Source organism: Nonomuraea sp. NPDC005692 (assembly GCF_040631115.1).
In the GTDB taxonomy this organism is placed as follows: domain Bacteria; phylum Actinomycetota; class Actinomycetes; order Streptosporangiales; family Streptosporangiaceae; genus Nonomuraea.
Window position 1 is genome coordinate 193,145 of record NZ_JBEXYU010000012.1, and the last position, 21,577, is coordinate 214,721.

Sequence of the window (21,577 nt, forward strand, 5' to 3'; positions counted from 1 at the left end):
GGGCTTGACGACGCCCGATCCGGTCACCCTCCGAGCCTTAGCCGTCACTCCTCGTCCTCTTTTGGAGTGAATTGCCTGTGCTCCGGCCCCTCATGAAACCTTCCCTGGCCCTCGCGGGGACCCTCGCCCTGACCGCCTGCTCCGGCAGCGACGCCGCCACGGCGAACTTCCCCTCCTGGCAGAACACCCAGGTCAACGCGGTCAGCCGGATCGTGTCCGCGGCCGGTGTGGTGACCACGACGTCCATGAAGCCCGACGGCACGCTGGAGACCGTGGCGCTCGGCCTCGAAGACGGCCGGCGCCTGTGGGCGTACCCGGCCACCATGGCGGGCCGCCTGCCCGGCATGGGCGTCTCCGCCCCCGCGGTCGTGGAGACGGCCAAGGGCCAGGGGGTGGTCGTGGCCCTCGACCCGGCGCGGAAGGGCCGCTGGAACGCCACCCTCATCGCCCGCGACGCCCGCTCCGGGGCGCAGAAGTGGGCCAGGCCCATGCACTCCACGTTCGGGCCGCAGCGCTGCGGCCCCTACCTGTGCGTGTCGGAGCACACCGCCCTGACCCACGCCCGGATGGTCGTGCTCGACCCGGCGACCGGCCGGGTGATGTGGAAGCTGCCCGGCATCTCCGAGGTCGAGTGGTCCGACCCGGCCCGGGTCCTGTTGCTGCGGATGGCCGCCAACCCCATGATCGAGTCCTACGACGTCAAGACCGGCAAGCTGCAGTGGCAGCAGCCGATCGAGCAGGCGCTCGGGCCGGGCATCGACCTTTCGGGCGGGTGGGCGTTCGGCTCGACCGGCGACAACCTGGTGGGCTACGTCGCCCCCTACACCAACCCCCAGACGAAGAAGGTCTCCACCTTCGGGCTGTTCTCCGTCAGGATCAGCGACGGCACGGTCAACTGGATGCGTCCCTCGGTCGTACGCGTCTACCCCAGCGGCAGCCCCGGCTACGCGCCCGTCGTCCGCCCGGTCGACCGCCAGGGCGCCTACGGCGGTTTCGCCAGGCTCGACTCCGAGACCGGCCGGGTGGTCGGCCAGATCACCGCCTCCGACGTCCCCGGCTCGGGCTGGTGGCTGGCCTTCCCCGACCGCATGGACAAACTGGGCTTCCTCAAGCACGACGCCAAGGGCAGCGCGTTCGACCTGGTCTCGGGCAAGCCCGCGCAGGTGGGCGAGGAGCGGGGCTGGTCCTTCTGCGTCACCGACCCCAAGCCGCTGCCGCTGCGCGGCCAGGCCCCCGGGTTCTACTCCACGGCCGCCGTCTGCGAGTACGACCTCGGCACCGGCACCCGCGTCTCCCCCATGAACGCCCCGCCGCCCTGGTTCACCGGCAGCCAGGACGGCTGGCGCCTGTGGCGCGACGAGAAGGGCGCCGTGCACGCCGTCAACGACCACACCGCCACCGCCCCCGGCATGTACGGCTGAGGCGGGGCCCCGGGGCGCTTGCGAGGAGGACTGGAATATAGTTCTAATATCAGCGCCGGACACAAGGAGGGGCCATGCCCGAGGCAGTCATCGTCGCAACCGCGCGTTCACCGATCGGACGAGCCTTCAAGGGGTCGCTCAAGGACATCCGTCCCGACGATCTGACCGTACAGATGATCCAGGCGGCGCTGGCCAAGGTGCCCCAGCTCGACCCGAACACGATCGACGACATCATGCTCGGCTGTGGCCTGCCGGGCGGTGAGCAGGGCTTCAACATGGCCCGGGTGGTGGCGGTGCTGCTCGGGCTCGACACCGTGCCGGGCACGACCGTCACGCGTTACTGCTCCTCCTCGTTGCAGACGACGCGGATGGCCTTCCACGCGATCAAGGCGGGCGAGGGCGACGTGTTCGTCTCGGCCGGCGTCGAGACCGTCTCCCGCTTCGCCAAGGGCAACTCCGACTCGCTGCCCGACACCCACAACCCGCTCTTCCTCGACGCGACCGCCCGCACCAAGAAGACGGCCGAGGGCGGCCACACCTGGCACGACCCCCGCCAGGACGGCGTCGTCCCCGACATCTACATCGCCATGGGGCAGACCGCCGAGAACCTGGCCCAGCTCAAGGGCGTCAGCCGCCGCGAGCAGGACGAGTTCGGCGTGCGCTCCCAGAACCTGGCCGAGAAGGCGCTGGCCGACGGGTTCTGGCAGAAGGACATCACCCCCGTCACGCTCCCCGACGGCACCGTGGTCAGCAAGGACGACGGCCCCCGGGCCGGCACCACGTACGAGGGGGTGGCCGGGCTCAAGCCGGTCTTCCGCCCCGACGGCACGGTCACCGCGGGCAACTGCTGCCCGCTCAACGACGGCGCGGCGGCCCTGGTCATCATGAGCGACGTCAAGGCGGCCGAGCTGGGCATCACGCCGCTGGCCCGGATCGTCAGCACCGGCGTCAGCGGGCTCTCGCCCGAGATCATGGGCCTCGGGCCGGTGGAGGCCTCCAAGCAGGCGCTGTCCCGGGCCGGGATGGCGATCGAGGACATCGACCTCGTGGAGATCAACGAGGCGTTCGCGGCGCAGGTGATCCCGTCGTACCAGGACCTCGGGATCGAGCTCGACCGGCTCAACGTCAACGGCGGGGCCATCGCCGTCGGGCACCCGTTCGGCATGACCGGGGCGCGCATCACCTCGACGCTGATCAACAGCCTGCGCCACCACGACAAGAGTCTCGGCCTGGAGACGATGTGCGTGGGCGGCGGCCAGGGCATGGCGATGGTGCTGGAGCGTCTGTCCTAGATCGTGCTCTGCGGCCCCGCGCCCGGCCTTCCCGGCCGCGCGGGGCCGTTCGCGTGCCGGCGGTCAGCCCTGACGGTCGGGCCCGGCCTGGAGCGGCGTCACGCGCACGATGACGCGCCGCTCGCTGACCATGGCCTCGCGGTAGCCGTCCCAGTCGGGGTGTTCGCCGGAGATGTCGCGGTAGTAGGCGACGAGCTGGTCCATCGCCTCCGGCAGGGAGACGATCTCGGCCGTGCCGTCGACCTGGAGCCACTCGCCGAAGAAGCCGTCGGCGAGCACGCAGAGCGAGACGCGGGGATCCCGGCGGATGTTGTGCACCTTCATCGCCGTCTCGCGGGTGCTGATGACGATGTGCCCGCCGGCCACGCCCGCCAGCACCGGCGACATCTGCGGGTGCCCTCCGCGACGGCTGGTGAGCAGGACTGCGTGGTGGTTCGTCTCGATGAAGCCGAGCGCCTTGTCCAGATCCATGTCTTCATGATGACGCGCCCGTGCTCAGAGCACGGGCGCGGGGATGGGGAAGGGCTCTACATCAAGCCCATTCGGGTACGGCGGTGCCGCTCGTGCTCCAGCACGATCGCGGCGGCGTAGCCGTGGGTCAGCCCGTGCTCGTCGGCGAGCCAGTTGGCCCGCTCGTCACACCTCAGGAAGGACGGGCCGTTGTCGATGGCTTGGAACCACTCGGGGAGTTCGCGTCCCGTTATCGTGGGGACCCTTGCGATGAGCTTCGTCTGCGTCTCCGGTGAGTGGTTCAAGGACATGGGCACCTCCGCGGATTAAGGTCCTTTGCTCGACACTGCAACACCGCGCTGCGAATGGCAACCCCCCGGCCAGGCATCATTCTGTGACGGCAGGTAGATTTCCGGTCGCACAAAGAGAGGGCCCCGCCGTTACGGCGAGGCCCCCAGGAGGTGAACGATCAGTCGTCGCCGGTGAAATAGCTGATGAGGCGGAGCACCTCGAGGTAGATCCACACCAGGCTCAGCATGAGGCCGAACGCGCACTGCCAGGCGAACTTCTCCGGCACGCCCTGGCGCACGCCCTGCTCGATCGAGTCGAAGTCGAGGAGCAGGAAGAAGCAGCCGATCAGGATCATGACGATGCTGAAGATGTAGCCGAGCGGGCTGTCGGTGCGCAGGCCGAGCCCGACGCCGTTGAAGATGCCGACGAGCAGGTTGACCAGCACCAGCCCGACCACCGCGATGGCGGCCGCCATGCCGTACTTGACCAGCTTGGGTGTGACGCGGACGACCCGCAGCGAGTAGACGGTCAGCACCGCGCCGAAGGCGAAGGCCGTGCCGAGCACCGCCTGGAAGACGATGCCGCTGATGGCGCCCTCGAAGAGCTGGCTGACCTTGCCGAGGAAGACGCCCTCGAACACCGCGTAGCCCAGGATGAGCGCCGGGTTGGTGCTCTGGGTGAACGAGGCGATCAGGCCGAGGATCAGGGCCACGACGGCGGCGCCGACGGCCACCATCGGGGGGACGTTGAGCACCCACGCCGCGGCGGCGGCCACGACGAGCGCTCCGAGGGTGAGGAAGCCCCGGACGACGACGTCGTCGAGGGTCATCGCCCGGTGGGCGGGCGGGGCCGGGGGTGCGTACGACGGGGCGTCGTACATGTTCCGCAGGGTGTCGGGTGACGGGGCGGGGCCGCCCCAACCCGCGCGCTGTTGACGCGCCCTGCCGAAAACGGGGTTCTTGCTCTCCATCGCTGCCTCCTGTGGCGCCGAGCCTACGGGGCCTGGCGGCACCTAGGTCAACTCACGCTCAGATCGAAGTTCGTCGGGGGGACTTCGGCAGCGAGGACAACGAACGTGACCTCGCACGAGTTCCCGGGGCCGGGGCGGCCGTCCGGGGGGCCGGCGGCCGGGCGGCGAGTAACTGCGTGGCGACCAATTGAAACTGGCTTCTGTTGGGTTTCGTGATGAAAACGGAATCTTCCTGATGCCTCACCACACCGGGTCTTCCCGGCAAACGAGGGGAAGCATTGTGTGACGGGTTGACAGCAGTAGTGAACCACCGGATGCGACAAGACGCTTCACTCGGAGAAAACCCCAGGTCGGGGACACTTAAGAAAGGTGCCCCCGGCGGGATTCGAACCCGCACTACAACCCTTTTAAGGGGTTTGCCTCTGCCATTGGGCTACGGGGGCGCCGCAATCATACGAAACGGACCATGCTTCCGAGGAGCACAACTTCGCATCAGGCGTCACAACTGTGAAGTCTGCGGTGAAGTGATAGCGCCCCTGGCACTCTGTCCAAGAAGAGTAGACCGTCCAGATGGTCCAGTTGGTGCTGAATGCAGCGGGCTTCGAAGGCGTCCGCCTCGATGATGACCGGCTCCCCCGTGCCCGGCAAATGCCCATGTACGGTGATACGCGTCGCCCGGCGTACGTCCGCCGTGAGCCCCGCGATGGACGCGCACCCCTCGCGCCCGCCGTCCCAGTGGGAGGCGCTGGTGAGGCGAGGGTTGACCAGGACGAGCTCCCCGGCCCACGACCGGGCCCGAGGGTGGGCCCAGGCGTTGAAGGCGATCAGCCGCCACCTCAGGCCGATCTGCGGGGCGGCCAGACCCGTCATGGCCGTCTCGCCGCGCAGGGTGGCGAGGAGGTCGGCCGCGGCCCGCACGGTCTCGGGGGCCGCCGGATCGACCGGCTCGGCCCTGGCCGACAGCGCCGGGTGCGGCGCGCCGAGCACCTGGCGCGGGGTGCCTCTGGCGCCCGTCACAGCAGGTCCGGCTCGACGGGACGGAAGGTGATCTCCGAGTCGAGCCCCGCCCCGACCGCCGCCAGCCGGCGCATGAGGGCGGCGACGTCGACGTCCTTGGGCAGCTCGACGTCGGCGATGAGCACGTAGAGGCGGCCGGTGAGCCGGGTGCTCATGCCGGTGATGTTGCCGCCGTCGGCGGCCAGCACGGCGCTGACGGCCGAGATGATGCCCGGCCGGTCGGGGCCGTGCACGGTGAGGACGTAGCCGAGGCCGCCGCCGTCGTCGCAGAAGTGCCGCCGCGCCTCGATCGCCGAGGCGGAGACCACCAGCTCGGGCGCGGTGAGCCGCTTGGTCAGCTCGGCGGAGTCGAGATCGCCGGAGACCAGCAGCATCATCGCCACGTACCCGCCGAGCAGCGTCATGGTCGAGTCCTGGATGTTCGCACCGCAGTCGGCCAGCGAACCGGTGACGGCGGCGATCACGCCGGGCCGGTCCACGCCGAGCACGGTCACCGCTGAGAGCCCCACCCGTGGTACCCCTTCCGCATTTCGTCCAGGGGTGCCGAAAACGCCCCGGCGATGCTCGCCGGGGCGCTGCCGTACCTGGGCTAGCGGCGGGTCGTCGCCACCGCGGCCCTGAACCCGTCGCGCGGGTGCTCCATCTCACCCAGCGAGATGGTCTCTCGCTTGAAGAACAGGGCCAGGGTCCAGTCGACGACGACACGGACCTTGCGGTTCAGCGTCGGCACCCGCGACAGATGGTAGGTGCGGTGCATGAACCACGCAGGGAAACCGCGCAGCTTCACGCCATAGACATTGGCGACGCCCTGGTGCAGGCCCAATCCGGCGACCGATCCGACATACTTGTGGCGGTAATCGACCAGTTGCTCGCCGCGCAGGTGGCGGACGATGTTGTCGGCCAGCACCTTGGCCTGGCGCACGGCGTGCTGGGCGTTGGGGGCGCAGTACTGGCCCGGGTTCGTCACGTCGGGCACTCCGGCCGCGTCGCCGGCGGCGAAGGCGTCGCGGGTGCCGGCGACGGTCAGGGCGGCGGTGGTCCTGATCCGGCCCCGCTCGTCCAGGGGCAGGTCGCTGTCGTTGACGACCGGGCTCGGCTTGACGCCCGCCGTCCACACCAGGGTCTCGGCGTCGAACTCGGTGCCGTCGCTGAGCACGACGTGGCCGCCCTCGCACGACTCCAGCCTGGTGTCCAGCTTGACCTCGATGCCGCGTTCGCGCAGCTGCTCCAGCGTCCACTTGCCCATCTCGGGGCCGACCTCGGGCAGCACCCGGTTCGTGGCCTCGACGAGGACCCAGCGCAGGTCGGCCGGGCTGATGTTGCGGTAGTAGCGGGTGGAGTCCTTGGCCATGTCCTCCAGCTCGGCCAGCGCCTCCACGCCGGCGAAGCCGGCCCCGACCACGACGAACGTGAGCGCCCTGCGCCGCACGTCGGGATCGACGGTCGACTCGGCCACGTCGAGCAGGTGCAGCACGCGGTTGCGCAGCGCGATGGCCTCGCCGACGGTCTTGAACCCGATGCCGATGTCGGTCAGCCCGGGGATCGGCAGCGTACGCGAGATCGACCCGGCGGCCATCACGATCACGTCGTAGGCCACCTGGCGCGGCTCGCCCTCGGCGGGCTGGAAGGTGACGGCGCGCTCGGCGTGGTCGACCTTGGTCACCGTGCCGTTCAGAATGCGCACCTTGGGGAGGATCCGGCGCAGCGGGGCCACCATGTGCCTGGGCGAGAGGTTGCCCGCCGCCGCCTCCGGCAGGAACGGCTGGTAGGTCATGTAGGACTGGGGGTCGATGATCGTGATGCGCGCCTCGCCGCCGCGCAGCTCGCGGTGGAGCTTGCGCTGCAGCCTGAGCGCGGTGTACAGGCCGACGTAACCGCCGCCGACGATCAAAATGTGCTTGTTCATCCTGAGGCCCCATCCCTCGTGGAATGCTTGTGAAAGCATTCACAAGCTTACGTCGGGCACTTCCGGAGAGTCCAACCCGGGGATGGTGGGACGCGTCACACCGCCAGTGACCTGGCCCGGAGGAAGACGTCGTCCAGCATCTGGGCGGTGACGCGGCCGGTGAAGGTGTTCTGCTGGCTGGGGTGGTAGCAGCCGACCAGGGTGACGGGGGCGGCGTCGTGCCGGACCTCGACCTCGACGCCGTGGCCGAACCGGGGGCGGGTGCGCGGCAGGTCGTAGCCGGCGTCCTTGAGCGCGGGCCACATGGCCTGCCAGGCGAACCCGCCGAGCGCCACCACCACCCGTACGCTCTCCGCCACCATCGCCACCTCGCGCGCCATCCACGGGAAGCAGGCGGCCTTCTCCTCCGGCGTGGGCTTGTTGGCCGGGGGCGCGCAGCGCACCGACGCCACCACCCTGGTGTCGATGAGCTCCTGGCCGTCGCCGGCGTACGTGCTGGTCTCCTTGGCCGCCAGGCCGCAGCGGTGGAGCGAGGCGAACAGCCAGTCGCCGCTGCGGTCGCCGGTGAAGATGCGGCCCGTCCTGTTGCCCCCGTGGGCCGCCGGCGCCAGGCCGACCAGCAGCACCTTCGGCCGCTCGGCCCCCCACCCGGGGACCGGACGGCCCCAGTACGTCTCGTCCGCGAACGCGCGCCGCCTCACGCGCGCCACCTCCTCGCGCCACTCCACCAGACGCGGGCAGGCTCGGCAGACGGACTGCGCGGCCGTGAGCTCCGCGAGGGTGCCGGTGGTGGAGGCGAGGCGGCGCACGTCCGCGGGGTCGTGGGCCACCGGGGTGTCAGGGGTGGCGGGGTCGCCGGGCCAGCCGGTGCCGGGTGGTACGAAGCTCATGACACCGATGGTGCCCGATCACTTCGTCCTCTCGGGCACGGGCGTGGCGGTGGTGGCGGTCGGCACGGGCGTCGCCGACGGGGCGAGGGGCGCCGTGGAGGCCGTCGGGCAGGCGGCGGGCGTGGCCGTGGGCATGCCGTTGTCGGCCATCATCTCCTGCTGCTGGACCAGCGGCAGCGGGTAGCGGTTGAGCACCGGCTCGCCGCAGGACCGGTCGACCATGTAGCCGTGGTTCTCGGGGCTGACGGTGATCGGGTTGCCGTCCTGGTCGTAGAGGTAGACGTCGGTCAGCGGGCTGCCGTCCTTGGCGTACGGCTTGATGTTGTAGACGTCGAGGCCGCCGCCGACCAGCATCACGTCGGCCGGCGCCGCCATCGCGACCTGCTGGTCGTCCCGGTCGGAGAGCGTCGCCATGCCGGCGAGCAGCGCCAGCGCCGCCAGCACGTTGACGCCCGTGGCCAGCAGCGCGGCGAAGCGCCCCCCGCGGGCCCGGCCGAACCACACCGAGACCCACACGGCCACCGCCACGAGCGCCCACTCCGCCAGGTTCCCGGGGACGACGCCGCCGCCCGCCGTGATCGCCGGCAGCAGCATGGCCAGCAGGTAGCCGCGCAGCACCCACCAGCCGGGCCGTAGCTCGGGCAGGAAGGCCACGAAGCTCCGGTACGGCTTGTGCCGCAGCAGCCCGGCATGCGCCCCCGCCGCCCACGCGCGAGGCCGCGGACGGCGACTCCGGCCGCTCTGGGGACGCCCTCCGTAGGCGGCCACCAGCTCCTCCGCGTACGCGGCGGGCGGCCCGAGCCGATCCTCCAGCGGCAGGTCGGACTCGGCCGCGATCTCGGCCAGATGGTCGTCGAGGTCCTCGATCAGCTCCTCGCGGTCCGGGTGACCGGCCAGGGCGTCGCGGACGGCCTGCGCGTACTGTTCCGGCGTGGTCATGCGTGGCCCTCCTTGAGCAGGGAATCCATGGTCGCCGCGAAGGACGCCCACCGCTTGGCGGAGGTGGCGTACAGGGTGCGGCCGACCTCGTTGAGCCCGTAGTACTTGCGGTGGGGGCCCTCGTCGGAGGCCACGACGTAGGAGTTGAGCGCGCCGGCCTTGAACAGGCGGCGCAGCGTGCCGTAGACGGAGGCGTCGCCGACCTCTTCCAGGCCCGCCTCCCTGAGCCTGCGCACGACGTCGTAGCCGTAGCCGTCGCGCTCGGCGAGCACGGCCAGGACGGCCAGGTCGAGCACGCCCTTGAGCAACTGGCTGCTATCCACGCGAAGCAGAGTACTGCGCTATGCGCAGTAGTGGCAACAAGAGAACCGGGCGGCTCCCGTGAGGGTGCCGCCCGGTCACATGATCAGCTTAGGCGTCGGCCTTGGCCGGGCAGGTCGCCGAGTAGTTGGCGACGCCCGACGAGGCGGCGTTCGGGCTGACGACGACGAGCTCGATGGTGCCCTTCGTCTCCTTGCTGCCGTGCGTGCCACCGACGCCCCAGGTCACGGAGAGGTCGCCGTTGACCTGACGCTCAAGGACGTTGACGTCCTTGACGCCGTTGACCACCCAGTAGTACTTGACGGTGGTCGGGCCGGTGCTGTGCAGGGTGGCCGAGAAGTCCACGCCGGGACCACGGTTGTCCTTGCACATGTCGTTGCGGGTGCCGGAGACCGACACGGCCGACACGGACGCGGTGGGCTTGGGAGCCTCGCACGCCGCGTACGACTGCGTGATCGAGTCACTGTTGTTCCGGCCGGTGACCGTCAGGGTGATCTTGCCACCCTTGGCGGCCTCGCCGATCAGCGCCCGCTCGGGGAGCTCGACGGTCTTGGAGCCGCTGCCCGCGAAGAAGCTCTCGCCCTTGGACACGGACTCGCCGTTGACCGCCCAGGTGTACTGGACGCGCGCGGCGCCGGTCGCGCTGACCGTGGCGTGCGCGCCGACCTTGCACCCGTTGTTGTTGGTGGCCGTCACCAGGTTGGTGGCCGACACCTTGACAGCGGGAGCGGGGGTCGAGTCCTTGCACCACACCTTGTAGTAGGCGCGGTTGGACAGGGCGTCGTCGGGGCCGACGATCTCCAGCTGCGCCCAGCCACGCTGGCTGTGACGCGGGGAGAGGCCGAAGCCGACCTTACGCTTGTTCCAGACCTTGACCTTGCCGTGGTCGACGACGTCGCCGTTCAGGATCCAGCGGTAGCGGACCCAGGTCGGGTGGTTGACGCTGATCAGACCGGTGAAGTCGATCTTGTCGCCCGGGGTGCAGACGCCCTCGTAGGACGACGGGTTGGCCCAGGCGCGAGCCGAGACCGACACGTCCTTGTCCGTACGGACGCCACCGAGGTCGACACACGAGACCGAGAAGTAGCCCTTCTTGGACGTGACCTTCTTCGGACCGAGGACCTGGACGGCCTCCCAGCCCTTGACGTCACCCTTGAAGGTCACCGACTCCTTGACGGTGACCGACTTGGTGCCGTGGCCCTTGAGCTTGACAACCTGGACCTTGCCCTTGGACCCGTCACCGTGGAGCCAACGGTAGGCGAGCTCGGTCTTGCCCTTGACCGGGACCTTGATCTTGGCCGAGAAGTTGACCTTGACCGGGCAGGAACCCTGGTAGTCCTGGTCGGCGGCCTTCGGTGCGGTGACCGAGACCTTGGAGGACTTGGCCGCGGTGGCCGTGCTGGCCTTGCCCGCCGCGGCCGAGGTCGCCGCCTGAGCGGGGCTGGCGACCAGGCCCGCTGCCATGGCGGCCAGCACGGCGGCGGAGGCGCCGAACGCCGCCGCCTTACGTGCCAACCCAACAGACATCATGTGAGAGTGCTCCATTCCGTGAGGGAAAAGACGCGCTCGGGAACGGTCGCCACGCCGGCACCTTCCGTGCACAGCAATATGGCAAAGCCCCCGTTTTGCGCCTTTACCTAATCACAATAGTGATTGCACGCTCAACACGGGTCATAGATCGGAAATGTCCGGATTTGGCTATCTCGGTCGGCGAGGGACCAGGCGATTCCGTCCAAGATGTCGTGTTCGCTGACGACGACCTGCGAAAACGCAAAACGACGCACGATCCGGTCAAGAATTAGCGCACCGGCACCAATCACGTCAACACGCCCAGGATGCATCACCGGAACCTGCGCGCGATCACCATGGGTCATCGCAAGCAGCCGCCGCGTCACCTCGTGCACCTCTTCGGCGGTGATCCTGGAGTGGTGGATGCGCTCGGAGTCGTAGGCCGGCAGGTCGAGCGCGATGCCCGCGATCGTGGTCACCGAGCCCGCCAGGCCGACCAGCGTGTGCGCCCGCTCGACGGGCACCGCCTCCTCGACCCGGTCGAGGGCCGCCTCGATGTCGGCGACGACGGCCTCCAGCGCCGGGGCCGGCGGCGGGTCGCCGGCGTCCTTCAGGTGGCGTTCGGTCAGCCGTACGCAGCCGATGTCCACCGACAGCGCGGCCTCGGCGTGCTCGGAGCCGACCACGAACTCCGTGGAACCGCCGCCGATGTCCACCACCAGGTAGGGCGGCAGCGGGCCCTGCGGCACCTCGGTCTCCGGCGAGATGCGCAGCAGGCCCCTGGTCGCCCCCCTGAACGACAGCTCGGCCTCCTCCGCCCCCGTCACGACCTCGGGCGTCACGCCGAAGATCTCACGGACGCCGTCGGCGAACTCCTGCCGGTTGCCCGCGTCGCGGGTGGCGCTCGTGGCCACCACCCTGGTCGCGACCGCGCCGTGCCGGTCGATGAGCTCCCGGTAGGAACGCATCGCCTTGAACGTGCGCTCCAGCGCGTCGGGCGCCAGCATGCCGGTGCGGTCGACCCCCTGCCCCAGGCGGACGATCTCCATCCGCCGCTCGACGTCGTGCAGCGTGTCTTCGCGGACGTCGGCGATGAGCAGGCGCACCGAGTTGGTGCCGCAGTCGATGGCGGCTACACGCATGGTCCGTCACTCCACCAGTCGGGGAGCGCGTCGAGCGCCTCCCTGCCGAACGGGTTGCTCCCCGGCACCGCCAGCTCGTGCGCCACCAGGGCGTGCAGGCACTTCACGCGCAGCGGCATGCCGCCGGTGCTCTGCATGTCGCGGGGCAGCGGCTCCATGCCCTCGTCGTGGGCCGCCTTGTCGCGCCTGGCGACGTAGTCGTCGTGCGCGGCCTGGTAGGCGGCCGCCAGGTCGGGGTCGCTTGCCAGCCTGGCCTGCATCTCGCGCATCAGGCCGGAGCCTTCGAGGGTGCCGATGGCCGAGGCGGCCTTGGGGCAGGTCAGGTAGTACAGGGTCGGGAACGGCGACCCGTCGGGCAGCCGCGGCGCGGTCTCCACCACGTCGGGATTGCCGCACGGGCAGCGGTGGGCCACCCCGCGCAGACCTCTGGGCGGCCGGCCGAGCTGCCGCTGGACCGCCTCGACGTCGTCACTTTCCACTGCTGCTCTCCACCGCTCTGCGGCCCGTGCCCTTGTCGGCGGCCTCCACCGACTCCCACAGCGTCTGGTACCACGGCGGCACCTCGACGGGCTGCTTCACGGCCGTCTGCTCCTTGCCCTGCTCGGGCTCCATCACCACATAACACTTCTCGCCGGGGCCGCAGAAGTGCAGCCGCTCCTTGGCTGTGCGCCTGATCCAGTTGGGATCGTCGCTCTGCCGGTCGCGCGCCAGCAGCGTCTGCCGCTCGGCCTCGACCCTGGCCTTCTCCGCCTGCAGCTCGGCGATGCTGCGGCGCAGGCTGATGTACTCGCGCACAGGGTAGGCCAGGCTCATCGCGATCGCGCACACCACGACCGCGAGGATGGCGGCCCGCCCGGTCAGCTGCGGCCTCTTCGCCAATGCTGCACACCCCCTTCGACGTACGGCCCGCGGCCGTCAGACCTTCCCAGGCCGCGGACCGTCAGTCGAAACTAGCGCCGGAACCGCGGAAAAGCCGCGCGACCCGCGTAGCGGGCGGCGTCGTCGAGAAGCTCCTCGATGCGCAGCAACTGGTTGTACTTGGCCACGCGGTCGGACCGCGCCGGGGCGCCGGTCTTGATCTGACCGCAGTTGACCGCCACCGCCAGGTCGGCGATCGTCGTGTCCTCGGTCTCGCCGGAACGGTGGCTCATCATGCACCGGTAGCCGCTGCGGTGGGCCAGGTCGACGGCGTCGAGGGTCTCCGACAGCGTGCCGATCTGGTTGACCTTGACCAGCAGGGCGTTGGCGGTGCCCTCGTTGATGCCGCGCTCCAGCCGCTCGGGGTTGGTGACGAACAGGTCGTCGCCGACGAGCTGCACCTTGTCGCCGAGGGCCTCGGTGATGGCCTTCCAGCCCTCCCAGTCCTCCTCGTCGAGGGGGTCCTCGATGGAGACCAGCGGGTAGTTGTCGACCAGGTCTTCGTAGAAGGCGATGAGCTCCCGCGCCGAGACGCCCTTGCCGTCGATCGTGTAGACGCCGTCCTTGTGGAACTCGGAGGCGGCCACGTCGAGGGCCAGCGCCACGTCTTCGCCCGGCACGTAGCCGGCCCGCTCGATCGCGACCAGGATCAGGTCGAGGGCGTCGCGGTTGGAGGGCAGGTTGGGGGCGAAGCCGCCCTCGTCGCCCAGGCCCGTCGCGTAGCCCTTCTCCTTCAGCACGCCCTTGAGCGCGTGGTAGACCTCGGTGCCCATGCGCACGGCCTCGCGGAACGTCTCCGCCCCGATCGGCGCGATCATGAACTCCTGGATGTCGACGTTGGTGTCGGCGTGTGCGCCGCCGTTGAGGATGTTCATCATCGGCACGGGCAGCACGTGGGCGTTGGGGCCGCCGACGTAGCGGAACAGGGGCAGGTCGGCGCTGTCGGCCGCGGCCTTGGCGACGGCGAGCGAGACGCCCAGGATGGCGTTGGCGCCCAGCTTGGCCTTGTTGGGCGTGCGGTCGAGGTCGATCATGATCTGGTCGATGATGCGCTGGTCCTCGGCCTCGACCCCGTTGATCTCCTCGAAGATCTCGTTGGTCACGGCGAGCACGGCCTTCTCCACGCCCTTGCCGCCATAGCGCTTGCCGCCGTCACGCAGCTCGACCGCCTCGAACTGGCCGGTGGACGCCCCGCTCGGCACGGCGGCGCGGCCGCTGCTGCCGTCGTCGAGCACGACCTCGACCTCGACCGTGGGGTTGCCCCGGGAGTCGAGGATCTCGCGAGCGTAAACGACCTCGATGGTAGCCACGGGTTGCGCTCCTAAATCGAAAGGCAATATGCCATCAGAGCCTATCGGTACCCCGGGCCACCGGTACGGCACGGTCCAGGTGCCGGACGCCGGGCCCGTGCCGGGTCAGCCGGTCGAGGACAGGCTCCAGGCCTGGAGGCGGCCGCCCGCCGCGACGACCAGCAGCCCGTCGCCCGCCGCCAGGCCGCTGACCTTCTTGCCCGGCGCGAGGCCGCCCAGCCGCTCGCCGCGGTCGGCGTTCCACACGGTGACCCCTTCGCCGCCGCCGGCGATCATCCGGCGCCCGCCCGCGGCCGTGACGCCGGCGCCCGCCGCGCCCGTGGTGAAGCCACGCACGAAGGCGCCGCTGGCCAGGTCGTACACGGCGGTCGAGCGGCCCGTGGTGACGGCCGCGCGGCCGTCGCCGAACGCGGCGACCGAGCGCACCTGGCCCTTGCCCTCGCCGAGCAGCCCACCGGCCGTGCCCACCAGGCCCCGGCCGGTGCCGACGAGGGCCTTGCCGCTGGCCTCGTCCCAGGCCAGGGCGGTGACCGGGCCGGCGGCCGGCCTGGCGCTGGCGACGACGCGGTTGGCGGCCAGGTCGAGCGTCACGACCCGGCCGTCGCGGCAGCCGATCACGACCGCGGGCTGCTTGCGCCACTGGCCGGACGCCAGGCGGGCCTCCGACGGGCACACCTTGCGCCACGTGCCGGGGCGGGCGTCGCCGATGCGCCAGCGCCGCACGGTCCCGTCCGTGCCCGTCCAGACCGCCGTCTGCCGGCCGCCCACCGGGACCAGCAGCAGCGAGCGCACCGGCGTTGGGCCCGCGTTCGCGAGCCGGTCGAGCGGCTCGCCGGTACGCGGGTCCCACACCTCGATCGAGTTGCCCTTCCTCTCGGCGTAGACGACGACGGGCGCGCCCTTGTGATGGCCGATGGCCATCGCCGCCACCTGGGCCCCCGGCTCGGGCCCGAACGCGGGGCCGAGCTCGACGCCGAACGCCTCCGACTGCCCGCCGGAGGACAGGCCGGAGGGCAGGCCGGCGTTCCGCCACAGCGCCCCGGCCACCACCCCCACGGCGACGAGCACGCCGATCCCGGCGGCGGCCCACCCCCGCCGCGCCCCCGGACGCGCACCGGACCGCGAAGCCCGCACCTCACCCCCGCCGTGCCGCGCCCGCCCGCGGGCGCGGCCGCGGACGTGCCCGCGCGATGCCGTACGGCCCAGCAGCCGCGCCAGCACGTCGTCGGCCGACGGCCGCGCCTGCGGCTCCTTGGCCAGGCACGCCGCCAACACCGCGCGCAGCGGCTCGGGCACCTCACGCAGGTCCGGCTCGGCGTGCAGGATCCGGTTCAGCACGGCCGGGATCGAGTCCCGGCCGAACAGCGGCTCCCCCGTGGCGGCGAACCCGATGGTGGCCGCCCAGCTGAAGACGTCGGAGGCGGCCGTCGCACCCTCCCCCGCGATCTGCTCCGGCGACATGTACCCCGGCGTGCCGACGACGCTGCTCGCCGTGGTGGAGAAGTCCAGGTCCTTGGCGATGCCGAAGTCGATCACGCGGGGGCCGTCCTGGCCCATCAGCACGTTGCTCGGCTTGAAGTCGCGGTGCACGATGCCCGCGCCGTGGATGGCGATCAGGGCCGTGATCGTGCCGGCCGCCAGCCGTTCCAGCTCGCCGCCGGTCAGCGGGCCGCCGTCGAGGACCAGGTCGTGCAGGGACGGCCCGTCGATGAACTCGCTGACGATGTACGGCCGCCCCTCGGCCAGCCCGCTGCCGTAGATCCGCGCCGTGCGTGAGCCCGCCACCTTGGCGGCGGTCGCGCTCTCCCGCAGGAACCGGCGGGTGGCCCGCTCGTCGCCCAGCAGGCGCGGATGCAGCACCTTGACGGCCGCGTGGCCGCCGCCCGCGTCGCGGCCGAGGAACACCGAGCCCTGCCCGCCGTCGCCCAGCCTGCCGAGCAGGCGGTAGCCCGCCACCTCCCGCGGCTCCCCCGAGCGCAGCGGTCTCAGCTCTACCACCAGTCCCCCTCGGCTCGCCGGTTCAAGCCCCCGAGGATCCTGGCATTTGGTGACTTCTTCCGACAACCAGGGCGGTCAGGCGTTGGACTCCCACGCGCGTACGCGGTCGCGGTAGGCACGGGCCGCGGCACGCAGCTCGGCCTCGGGGTCCAGCCCGGCCTCCTGCGCCCGGCGTACGAGGTCGAACAGCTCGCGGGCCACACCCTGGCCGATCGCGGCCGCCAGCGCCTCGGGCGCACCGGCCCGCTCGGCCCTGCGCAGCAGCTGGGCGGCCAGCGCGAGCGCGGGCTGGCCCATGGGGACGCCGTCGAGCACCGACGGCTCGCCGCCCTTGGCCGCCCGCTCGGCCGCCTTGATCGCCTCCCAGTTGTCGTTGACCTCGTCCGCGCTCTCGGCCCGCACCGACCCGAACACGTGCGGGTGCCGCCGGACGAGCTTCTCGACGATCCCCGCGGCGACGTCGTCCATGTCGAACGTCTCGGCCACGCGGGCATGGAAGACCACCTGGAGCAGCAGGTCGCCGAGCTCCTCGCGGAGCGCCGGGTAGTCGCCCTGCTCGATCGTCTCCAGGACCTCGTACGACTCCTCCAGCAGGTACGGCACCAGCGACTCGTGCGTCTGCTTGCGGTCCCACGGGCATTCGGTGCGCAGCCGGTCCATCACCGCGACCAGGTCGAGCACCCGCGAGCCGGGCAGGTCGTACGAACCGGGCACGACCTCGATGAGCGGCGGCTCGTCGAGCGCGATGGCCGCGCGCCCGATCGCGCGCATGAAGTCCTCGTCGTCACCGGCGAGCCAGACCACCCGCTCGCGCACCGCCCGCCTGGACAGCGCGACCGCGTCGGGCACGACGACCTCCGCCTCGATCCCGGCGGCGGCCAGATAGGGAAGCTGCGGGTGGGCGGCGGAGCCGGTCAGCACGGGCCCCGAGCGCAGCGCCTGCCAGGCCTGGTCGCTCAGCAGGCCCGGCGCGACCCTGGGCGAGGTGGTGACGACGATCAGCGGCATCGGGCTAGCCCTGCTGCGGCTGCGCCTGCTGGGAGGACTTGCCGAACCGGCCCGGATCGACGAAGCCCTGCTGGGTGAACTGGCCGTAACGCGGGCTGTAGATCGGCTTGATGCTCGTCAGCTCCTTGACGAACTTCTCCTGGGCGGCCTGGTCCTGGGCGCCGCCGAGCTGGTTGCGCACCTTGACCGCGCCCAGCTCCGCGCGCAGGTAGCCGCGCGCGTCGGCCGGGCTGACGCCCCTGGCGATCAGGTTGATCTCGGGCGACTGGTACTGGCCCGGGTCCTTGAGCGCGTTGTCGACCTCGCTCTCGCTGACCTGCACGTTGTGCTTGGCCGCAAGCTGCCTGAACGCGCTCTCGTTCGCCATCCGGTAGAGCACGAACTGGGTGACGGGCACCCCGAGCTGCTCGGCCGAGACGTTGGCGCGCTTGAGGGCGGCCTCGTACGCCTGAACGTTCTTGGTCAGGTCGCGGGCCGAGATGCGCTCGCTCCCGACCACGGCCGCGGCTCCGGCCTCCATGGGCGAAGAGCAGGCGGTCAGCGCGGCGAGTCCTACCGCACCGGCGGCCACAGCCACTCGAATCGACTTCACATGCGTCCCTTTCCGAACAAAAACCGCGCTTAGCTTACCCGCGCGGGCTCAAGAAACATCGCCTCGACCAGGTCGCCGCACCATTTGAGCAGATCCAGGTCGCGCAACGGCTGTCCGCCCAGCGGCTTGGTCTTGGGAACCGGCACGAGCAACGTCTCGGCCGCCTGCTTGTAGACCGCCTTCTTGTACAGCCGGTCGAGCCTGACCTGCTGCGACTCCCGCAGCCGCGCCGGGCCGAACTTGATGTTCTGCCCCTGCAGCGTGACGTCGGTGAGCCCGGCCGAGCGCGCCTTGATCCGGAAGCGGGCCACCTCCAGCAGGTTCTCCACCTCCACCGGCGGCTTGCCGTACCGGTCGGTGAGCTCCTCGCGGACCTCGTCGATGTGGATCGGCGCGGTGATGGCCGCGATCCGCTTGTACGCCTCCAGCCGCAGCCGCTCGGAGGTGACGTAGTCGTGCGGGATGTGGGCGTTGATGGGCAGCTCGACCTTGACGTCCTGCTGCTCCTCCTGGACCTCGGCCCCGGACAGCTTGGCCTTCTGCTCCTGCACGGCCTCGGCCATCAGGCGCACGTAGAGGTCGAAGCCGACGCCCGCGATGAAGCCCGACTGCTCGGCGCCGAGCACGTTGCCCGCGCCGCGGATCTCCAGGTCCTTCATCGCGACGTACATGCCCGCGCCCATCTCGGTGTGCTGGGAGATGGTGGCCAGGCGCTCGTGCGCGGTCTCCGTCAGCGGCTTCTCCGGCGGGTAGAGGAAGTACGCGTAACCGCGTTCCCTGCCTCGCCCGACCCGGCCCCTGAGCTGGTGGAGCTGGGACAGGCCGTAGTTGTCGGCCCGGTCGACGATGAGCGTGTTGGCGTTGGGCACGTCGAGGCCGGACTCGACGATCGTGGTGGAGACGAGCAGGTCGTACTCGCGTTCCCAGAACCCGACCATGATCTTTTCGAGCTGGTGCTCGTTCATCTGGCCGTGGGCGACCGCGATGCGCGCCTCGGGGACCAGCTCGCGCAGCCGCGCCGCCACCCGGTTGATCGAGGCCACCCGGTTGTGCACGAAGAAGATCTGGCCGTCGCGCATCAGCTCGCGCCGGATCGCCGCCCCGATCTGCTTCTCCTCGTACGGCCCCACGAACGTGAGGATCGGGTGCCGCTCCTCCGGCGGCGTGAGGATCGTGGACATCTCGCGGATGCCGGTCAGGCCCATCTCCAGCGTGCGCGGGATCGGCGTGGCGGACATGGCCAGCACGTCGACCTGCGTGCGCAGGTGCTTCATGGCCTCCTTGTGCTCGACGCCGAACCGCTGCTCCTCGTCGATGATGATCAGCCCGAGGTCCTTGAACCGCACCTCGGGGCTGAACAGCCGGTGGGTGCCGATGACGACGTCGACCGCGCCCGACCGCAGCCCCTCCAGCGTGCCCTTGACCTCGCCGTCGGTCTGGAAGCGCGAGATCGGCCTGATCGCGATGGGGAAGCTGGAGAAGCGCTCGGCGAAGGTGGACATGTGCTGCTGCACCAGCAGCGTGGTCGGCACCAGCACGGCCACCTGCTTGCCGTCCTGGACGGCCTTGAACGCCGCCCGCACCGCGATCTCGGTCTTGCCGTAGCCGACGTCGCCGCAGATCAGCCGGTCCATCGGGACGCCGCGCTCCATGTCGCGCTTGACCTCGTCGATGGCCTCGAGCTGGTCGCCGGTCTCGGCGTAGGGGAAGGCGTCCTCCATCTCGCGCTGCCACGGCGTGTCGGCGCCGAAGGCGTGGCCGGGCGAGGCCATGCGTGCCGAGTAGAGCCTGATCAGCTCGCCGGCGATCTCCTTGACCGCCTTCTTGGCCTTGGACTTGGCCTTGGCCCAGTCGGCGCCGCCCATGCGGTTGAGCGTGGGCGCCTCGCCGCCGACGTAGCGGGTGACCTCGTCGAGCTGGTCGGTGGGCACGTAGAGGCGGTCGCCCTTGGCGTACTCGATGACCAGGTACTCGCGGGTCGCGCCCTGGACCGTGCGCTGGACCATCTCGACGTAGCGGCCGACGCCGTGCTGCTCGTGCACGACGTGGTCGCCGACCTTGAGCTGGAGCGGGTCGACCATGTTGCGGCGGCGCGAGGGCAGCCGGCGCATGTCCTTGGTGGACGCCTTCTGGCCCACCAGGTCGAGGTGGGTGAGCACGGCCAGGCGCGGCGTGATGAAGCCGTGCTCGATCAGGCCGGTCGAGACGTGCACGACCTTGGGCTCGGGCGCCTTGTCCAGGAAACGCTGCAACCTCGCGGGCACGTCGACGCCCTTGAGCAGCTCGACCATGCGCTCGGCCGGCCCGTGGCCCTCGCTGAGCAGCACGACCGCCTTGTCCTCGGCGAGCCAGCCCTTGATGTCGGCCAGCGCCTTGGCGGTGTCGCCCCGGTAGGCCTCGGAGTCATGGGCGTCGAGCTCGACGCCGTTGCCGAACGGCGCCATCGTCCACCACGGCTGGCCCAGCGCGTCGGCGTGGCCGCGGATGTCCTCCAGCGTGCGGAAGGCCGCCGCGCCCAGGTCGATCGGCGCCTCGCCGCCGGCCGCCGCGTTGATCCAGGACGCCTCCAGGAACTCCTGCGAGGTGCGTACGAGCTCTTCGGCCCGGCCCCTGATGCGCTCGGGGTCGCACACGAACACCGCCGACCTGACCGGCAGGTGGTCGAGCAGCAGGTCCATCTCCCCCGCCAGCACCGGCGCGAACGCCTCCATGCCCTCGACCGGAATACCGTCGGAGAGCTGGTCGAGCACCTCGGCGAGGGCCGGATGCTCCTGCGCCAGCTCCCGCGCCCGCGCCCTGACCTCGCCGGTCAGCAGCAGCTCGCGGCACGGCGGCGCGAACAGGCCGTCCTCGGCCGCCTCCAGCGAGCGCTGGTCGGCCACCTTGAACCAGCGGATCTCCTCGACCGTGTCGCCCCAGAACTCCAGCCGCAGCGGATGTTCCTCGGTGGGCGGGAAGACGTCGAGCAGCCCGCCGCGCACGGCCACCTCGCCGCGCTTCTCCACCATGTCGACCCGGTGGTAGCCGTTGGTGACCAGCCGCTCGACCACCTCGTCGAGGTCGGCGTCGTCGCCCGCCTTCAGCCTGATCGGCTCCAGGTCGCCGAGGCCCTTGACGATCGGCTGGAGCAGTGCCCTGACCGGGGCGACCACCACACCGAGCGGCCCGGCGGCGGTGTCGCCCTTGACCGGGTGCGCCAGCCTCCGCAGCACGGCCAGGCGCTGGCCCACGGTGTCGCTGCGCGGCGAGAGCCGCTCGTGCGGCAGCGTCTCCCAGGCCGGGAAGACCGCGACCGAGCTCGGCTCGACGAGGCTCGTCAGCGCCGCCGCCAGGTCCTCGGCCTCCCGGCCGGTGGCGGTGACGGCCAGCACGGTGCGCTGATCGTGCGCGGCCAGCGCGGCCACGCCGAACGGCCGCAACGCCGAGGGCGCGATCAGTGAGACGTCGCCGCCCTCTTCGAGCGCGGCGGTCAGCTTCGGGTCGGCCCCGGCCCCCAGGGCCACAAGGTCAAGCAGTCCGGAAAGACTCATCAGATACGCCCACAGCCCCACGACGGCAACACAACTACCCCCGGCCGGGTCAGGTCGCGGGGGTCTCCACCCA

Annotated in this window: 19 protein-coding genes, 1 tRNA gene and 1 pseudogene; 2 read left to right on the plus strand and 19 right to left on the minus strand. The window is 70.9% G+C overall.

Annotation, left to right across the window (positions count from 1 at the left end; all coding sequences use genetic code 11):
• Positions 1 to 92: 92 nt before the first annotated feature.
• Together ABZ459_RS25420 and ABZ459_RS25425 are read left to right on the plus strand one after the other, a co-directional pair.
• Positions 93 to 1,421, plus strand: a complete 1,329-nt coding sequence (locus tag ABZ459_RS25420; protein ID WP_357974716.1) for a PQQ-binding-like beta-propeller repeat protein — start codon at positions 93 to 95, stop codon at positions 1,419 to 1,421.
• A 74-nt stretch (positions 1,422 to 1,495) separates the two neighbouring features.
• Complete coding sequence (locus ABZ459_RS25425; RefSeq protein WP_357974719.1) at positions 1,496 to 2,713, plus strand: acetyl-CoA C-acetyltransferase; 1,218 nt, start codon at positions 1,496 to 1,498, stop codon at positions 2,711 to 2,713.
• A 63-nt stretch (positions 2,714 to 2,776) separates the two neighbouring features.
• Here the strand turns inward: ABZ459_RS25425 and ABZ459_RS25430 are convergent, their stop codons facing one another.
• The 19 genes and pseudogenes from ABZ459_RS25430 to mfd all read right to left on the minus strand — a co-directional run bounded on the left by ABZ459_RS25430 (position 2,777) and on the right by mfd (position 21,504).
• Entirely contained in the window at positions 2,777 to 3,184 is a 408-nt protein-coding gene (locus ABZ459_RS25430) for a PPOX class F420-dependent oxidoreductase (protein ID WP_357974722.1), read from the minus strand.
• A 56-nt stretch (positions 3,185 to 3,240) separates the two neighbouring features.
• Positions 3,241 to 3,474, minus strand: a complete 234-nt coding sequence (locus ABZ459_RS25435) for a DUF4287 domain-containing protein (RefSeq protein ID WP_352323556.1) — start codon at positions 3,472 to 3,474, stop codon at positions 3,241 to 3,243.
• A gap of 158 nt (positions 3,475 to 3,632) precedes the next feature.
• Complete coding sequence (locus ABZ459_RS25440; RefSeq protein WP_357974725.1) at positions 3,633 to 4,424, minus strand: Bax inhibitor-1/YccA family protein; 792 nt, start codon at positions 4,422 to 4,424, stop codon at positions 3,633 to 3,635.
• A gap of 370 nt (positions 4,425 to 4,794) precedes the next feature.
• Positions 4,795 to 4,867 (minus strand) — tRNA-Leu (locus ABZ459_RS25445).
• A 49-nt stretch (positions 4,868 to 4,916) separates the two neighbouring features.
• On the minus strand, positions 4,917 to 5,441 hold the full coding sequence (locus ABZ459_RS25450; protein ID WP_357974728.1) for a peptide deformylase: 525 nt from the start codon (positions 5,439 to 5,441) through the stop codon (positions 4,917 to 4,919).
• A complete protein-coding gene (locus ABZ459_RS25455) occupies positions 5,438 to 5,950 on the minus strand; it encodes an ACT domain-containing protein (RefSeq protein ID WP_357974731.1) in 513 nt (170 codons plus the stop codon). The genes ABZ459_RS25450 and ABZ459_RS25455 overlap by 4 nt, the downstream gene beginning before the upstream one ends.
• A gap of 80 nt (positions 5,951 to 6,030) precedes the next feature.
• Positions 6,031 to 7,347, minus strand: a complete 1,317-nt coding sequence (locus tag ABZ459_RS25460) for an NAD(P)/FAD-dependent oxidoreductase (RefSeq protein ID WP_357974734.1) — start codon at positions 7,345 to 7,347, stop codon at positions 6,031 to 6,033.
• Positions 7,348 to 7,442: 95 nt separating this feature from the next.
• A complete protein-coding gene (locus ABZ459_RS25465; RefSeq protein ID WP_357974736.1) occupies positions 7,443 to 8,237 on the minus strand; it encodes a uracil-DNA glycosylase in 795 nt (264 codons plus the stop codon).
• An 18-nt stretch (positions 8,238 to 8,255) separates the two neighbouring features.
• Positions 8,256 to 9,176, minus strand: a complete 921-nt coding sequence (locus ABZ459_RS25470) for a hypothetical protein (RefSeq protein ID WP_357974739.1) — start codon at positions 9,174 to 9,176, stop codon at positions 8,256 to 8,258.
• Positions 9,173 to 9,499, minus strand: a complete 327-nt coding sequence (locus ABZ459_RS25475) for a PadR family transcriptional regulator (protein WP_352323564.1) — start codon at positions 9,497 to 9,499, stop codon at positions 9,173 to 9,175. Before ABZ459_RS25475 ends, ABZ459_RS25470 begins: the two co-directional genes overlap by 4 nt.
• Before the next feature lie 88 nt (positions 9,500 to 9,587).
• Positions 9,588 to 11,012, minus strand: a complete 1,425-nt coding sequence (locus tag ABZ459_RS25480) for a hypothetical protein (protein WP_357974742.1) — start codon at positions 11,010 to 11,012, stop codon at positions 9,588 to 9,590.
• Between the two features lie 146 nt (positions 11,013 to 11,158).
• Positions 11,159 to 12,148, minus strand: a complete 990-nt coding sequence (locus ABZ459_RS25485) for a Ppx/GppA phosphatase family protein (protein ID WP_357974745.1) — start codon at positions 12,146 to 12,148, stop codon at positions 11,159 to 11,161.
• The gene (locus tag ABZ459_RS25490) at positions 12,139 to 12,627 is read right to left on the minus strand and encodes a DUF501 domain-containing protein (protein WP_352323567.1); all 489 of its coding nucleotides are present in this window, start codon (positions 12,625 to 12,627) and stop codon (positions 12,139 to 12,141) included. Before ABZ459_RS25490 ends, ABZ459_RS25485 begins: the two co-directional genes overlap by 10 nt.
• Positions 12,617 to 13,027, minus strand: coding sequence for a septum formation initiator family protein (locus tag ABZ459_RS25495; protein WP_357974748.1), 411 nt, complete (start codon positions 13,025 to 13,027; stop codon positions 12,617 to 12,619). Before ABZ459_RS25495 ends, ABZ459_RS25490 begins: the two co-directional genes overlap by 11 nt.
• A 71-nt stretch (positions 13,028 to 13,098) precedes the next feature.
• Entirely contained in the window at positions 13,099 to 14,376 is a 1,278-nt protein-coding gene (eno, locus tag ABZ459_RS25500; RefSeq protein WP_357974751.1) for a phosphopyruvate hydratase, read from the minus strand.
• 105 nt (positions 14,377 to 14,481) lie between these two features.
• Positions 14,482 to 16,374, minus strand: coding sequence for a protein kinase (locus ABZ459_RS25505; protein WP_357974754.1), 1,893 nt, complete (start codon positions 16,372 to 16,374; stop codon positions 14,482 to 14,484).
• A 75-nt stretch (positions 16,375 to 16,449) separates the two neighbouring features.
• On the minus strand, positions 16,450 to 17,382 hold the full coding sequence (locus ABZ459_RS25510) for a MazG family protein (RefSeq protein ID WP_357974757.1): 933 nt from the start codon (positions 17,380 to 17,382) through the stop codon (positions 16,450 to 16,452).
• A gap of 4 nt (positions 17,383 to 17,386) precedes the next feature.
• Positions 17,387 to 17,980 (minus strand): annotated as a pseudogene (locus tag ABZ459_RS25515) (SurA N-terminal domain-containing protein); the annotation flags it as partial.
• A 23-nt stretch (positions 17,981 to 18,003) separates the two neighbouring features.
• Positions 18,004 to 21,504 carry a transcription-repair coupling factor gene (mfd, locus tag ABZ459_RS25520; RefSeq protein WP_357974760.1) on the minus strand — a complete coding sequence of 1,167 codons (3,501 nt, stop codon included), beginning with the start codon at positions 21,502 to 21,504 and terminating at the stop codon, positions 18,004 to 18,006.
• Positions 21,505 to 21,577: the final 73 nt, after the last annotated feature.

Excerpts from the sequence above, each read along its gene's own strand:
- ABZ459_RS25460 (WP_357974734.1), bottom strand. The coding sequence starts at position 7,347 with ATGAACAAGCACATTTTGATCGTCGGCGGCGGTTACGTCGGCCTGTAC.
- ABZ459_RS25435 (WP_352323556.1), bottom strand. The coding sequence starts at position 3,474 with ATGTCCTTGAACCACTCACCGGAGACGCAGACGAAGCTCATCGCAAGG.
- ABZ459_RS25465 (WP_357974736.1), bottom strand. The coding sequence starts at position 8,237 with ATGAGCTTCGTACCACCCGGCACCGGCTGGCCCGGCGACCCCGCCACC.
- ABZ459_RS25430 (WP_357974722.1), bottom strand. The coding sequence starts at position 3,184 with ATGGATCTGGACAAGGCGCTCGGCTTCATCGAGACGAACCACCACGCA.
- ABZ459_RS25425 (WP_357974719.1), top strand. The coding sequence starts at position 1,496 with ATGCCCGAGGCAGTCATCGTCGCAACCGCGCGTTCACCGATCGGACGA.
- ABZ459_RS25420 (WP_357974716.1), top strand. The coding sequence starts at position 93 with ATGAAACCTTCCCTGGCCCTCGCGGGGACCCTCGCCCTGACCGCCTGC.
- ABZ459_RS25510 (WP_357974757.1), bottom strand. The coding sequence starts at position 17,382 with ATGCCGCTGATCGTCGTCACCACCTCGCCCAGGGTCGCGCCGGGCCTG.
- ABZ459_RS25470 (WP_357974739.1), bottom strand. The coding sequence starts at position 9,176 with ATGACCACGCCGGAACAGTACGCGCAGGCCGTCCGCGACGCCCTGGCC.
- mfd (WP_357974760.1), bottom strand. The coding sequence starts at position 21,504 with ATGAGTCTTTCCGGACTGCTTGACCTTGTGGCCCTGGGGGCCGGGGCC.
- ABZ459_RS25485 (WP_357974745.1), bottom strand. The coding sequence starts at position 12,148 with ATGCGTGTAGCCGCCATCGACTGCGGCACCAACTCGGTGCGCCTGCTC.
- ABZ459_RS25440 (WP_357974725.1), bottom strand. The coding sequence starts at position 4,424 with ATGGAGAGCAAGAACCCCGTTTTCGGCAGGGCGCGTCAACAGCGCGCG.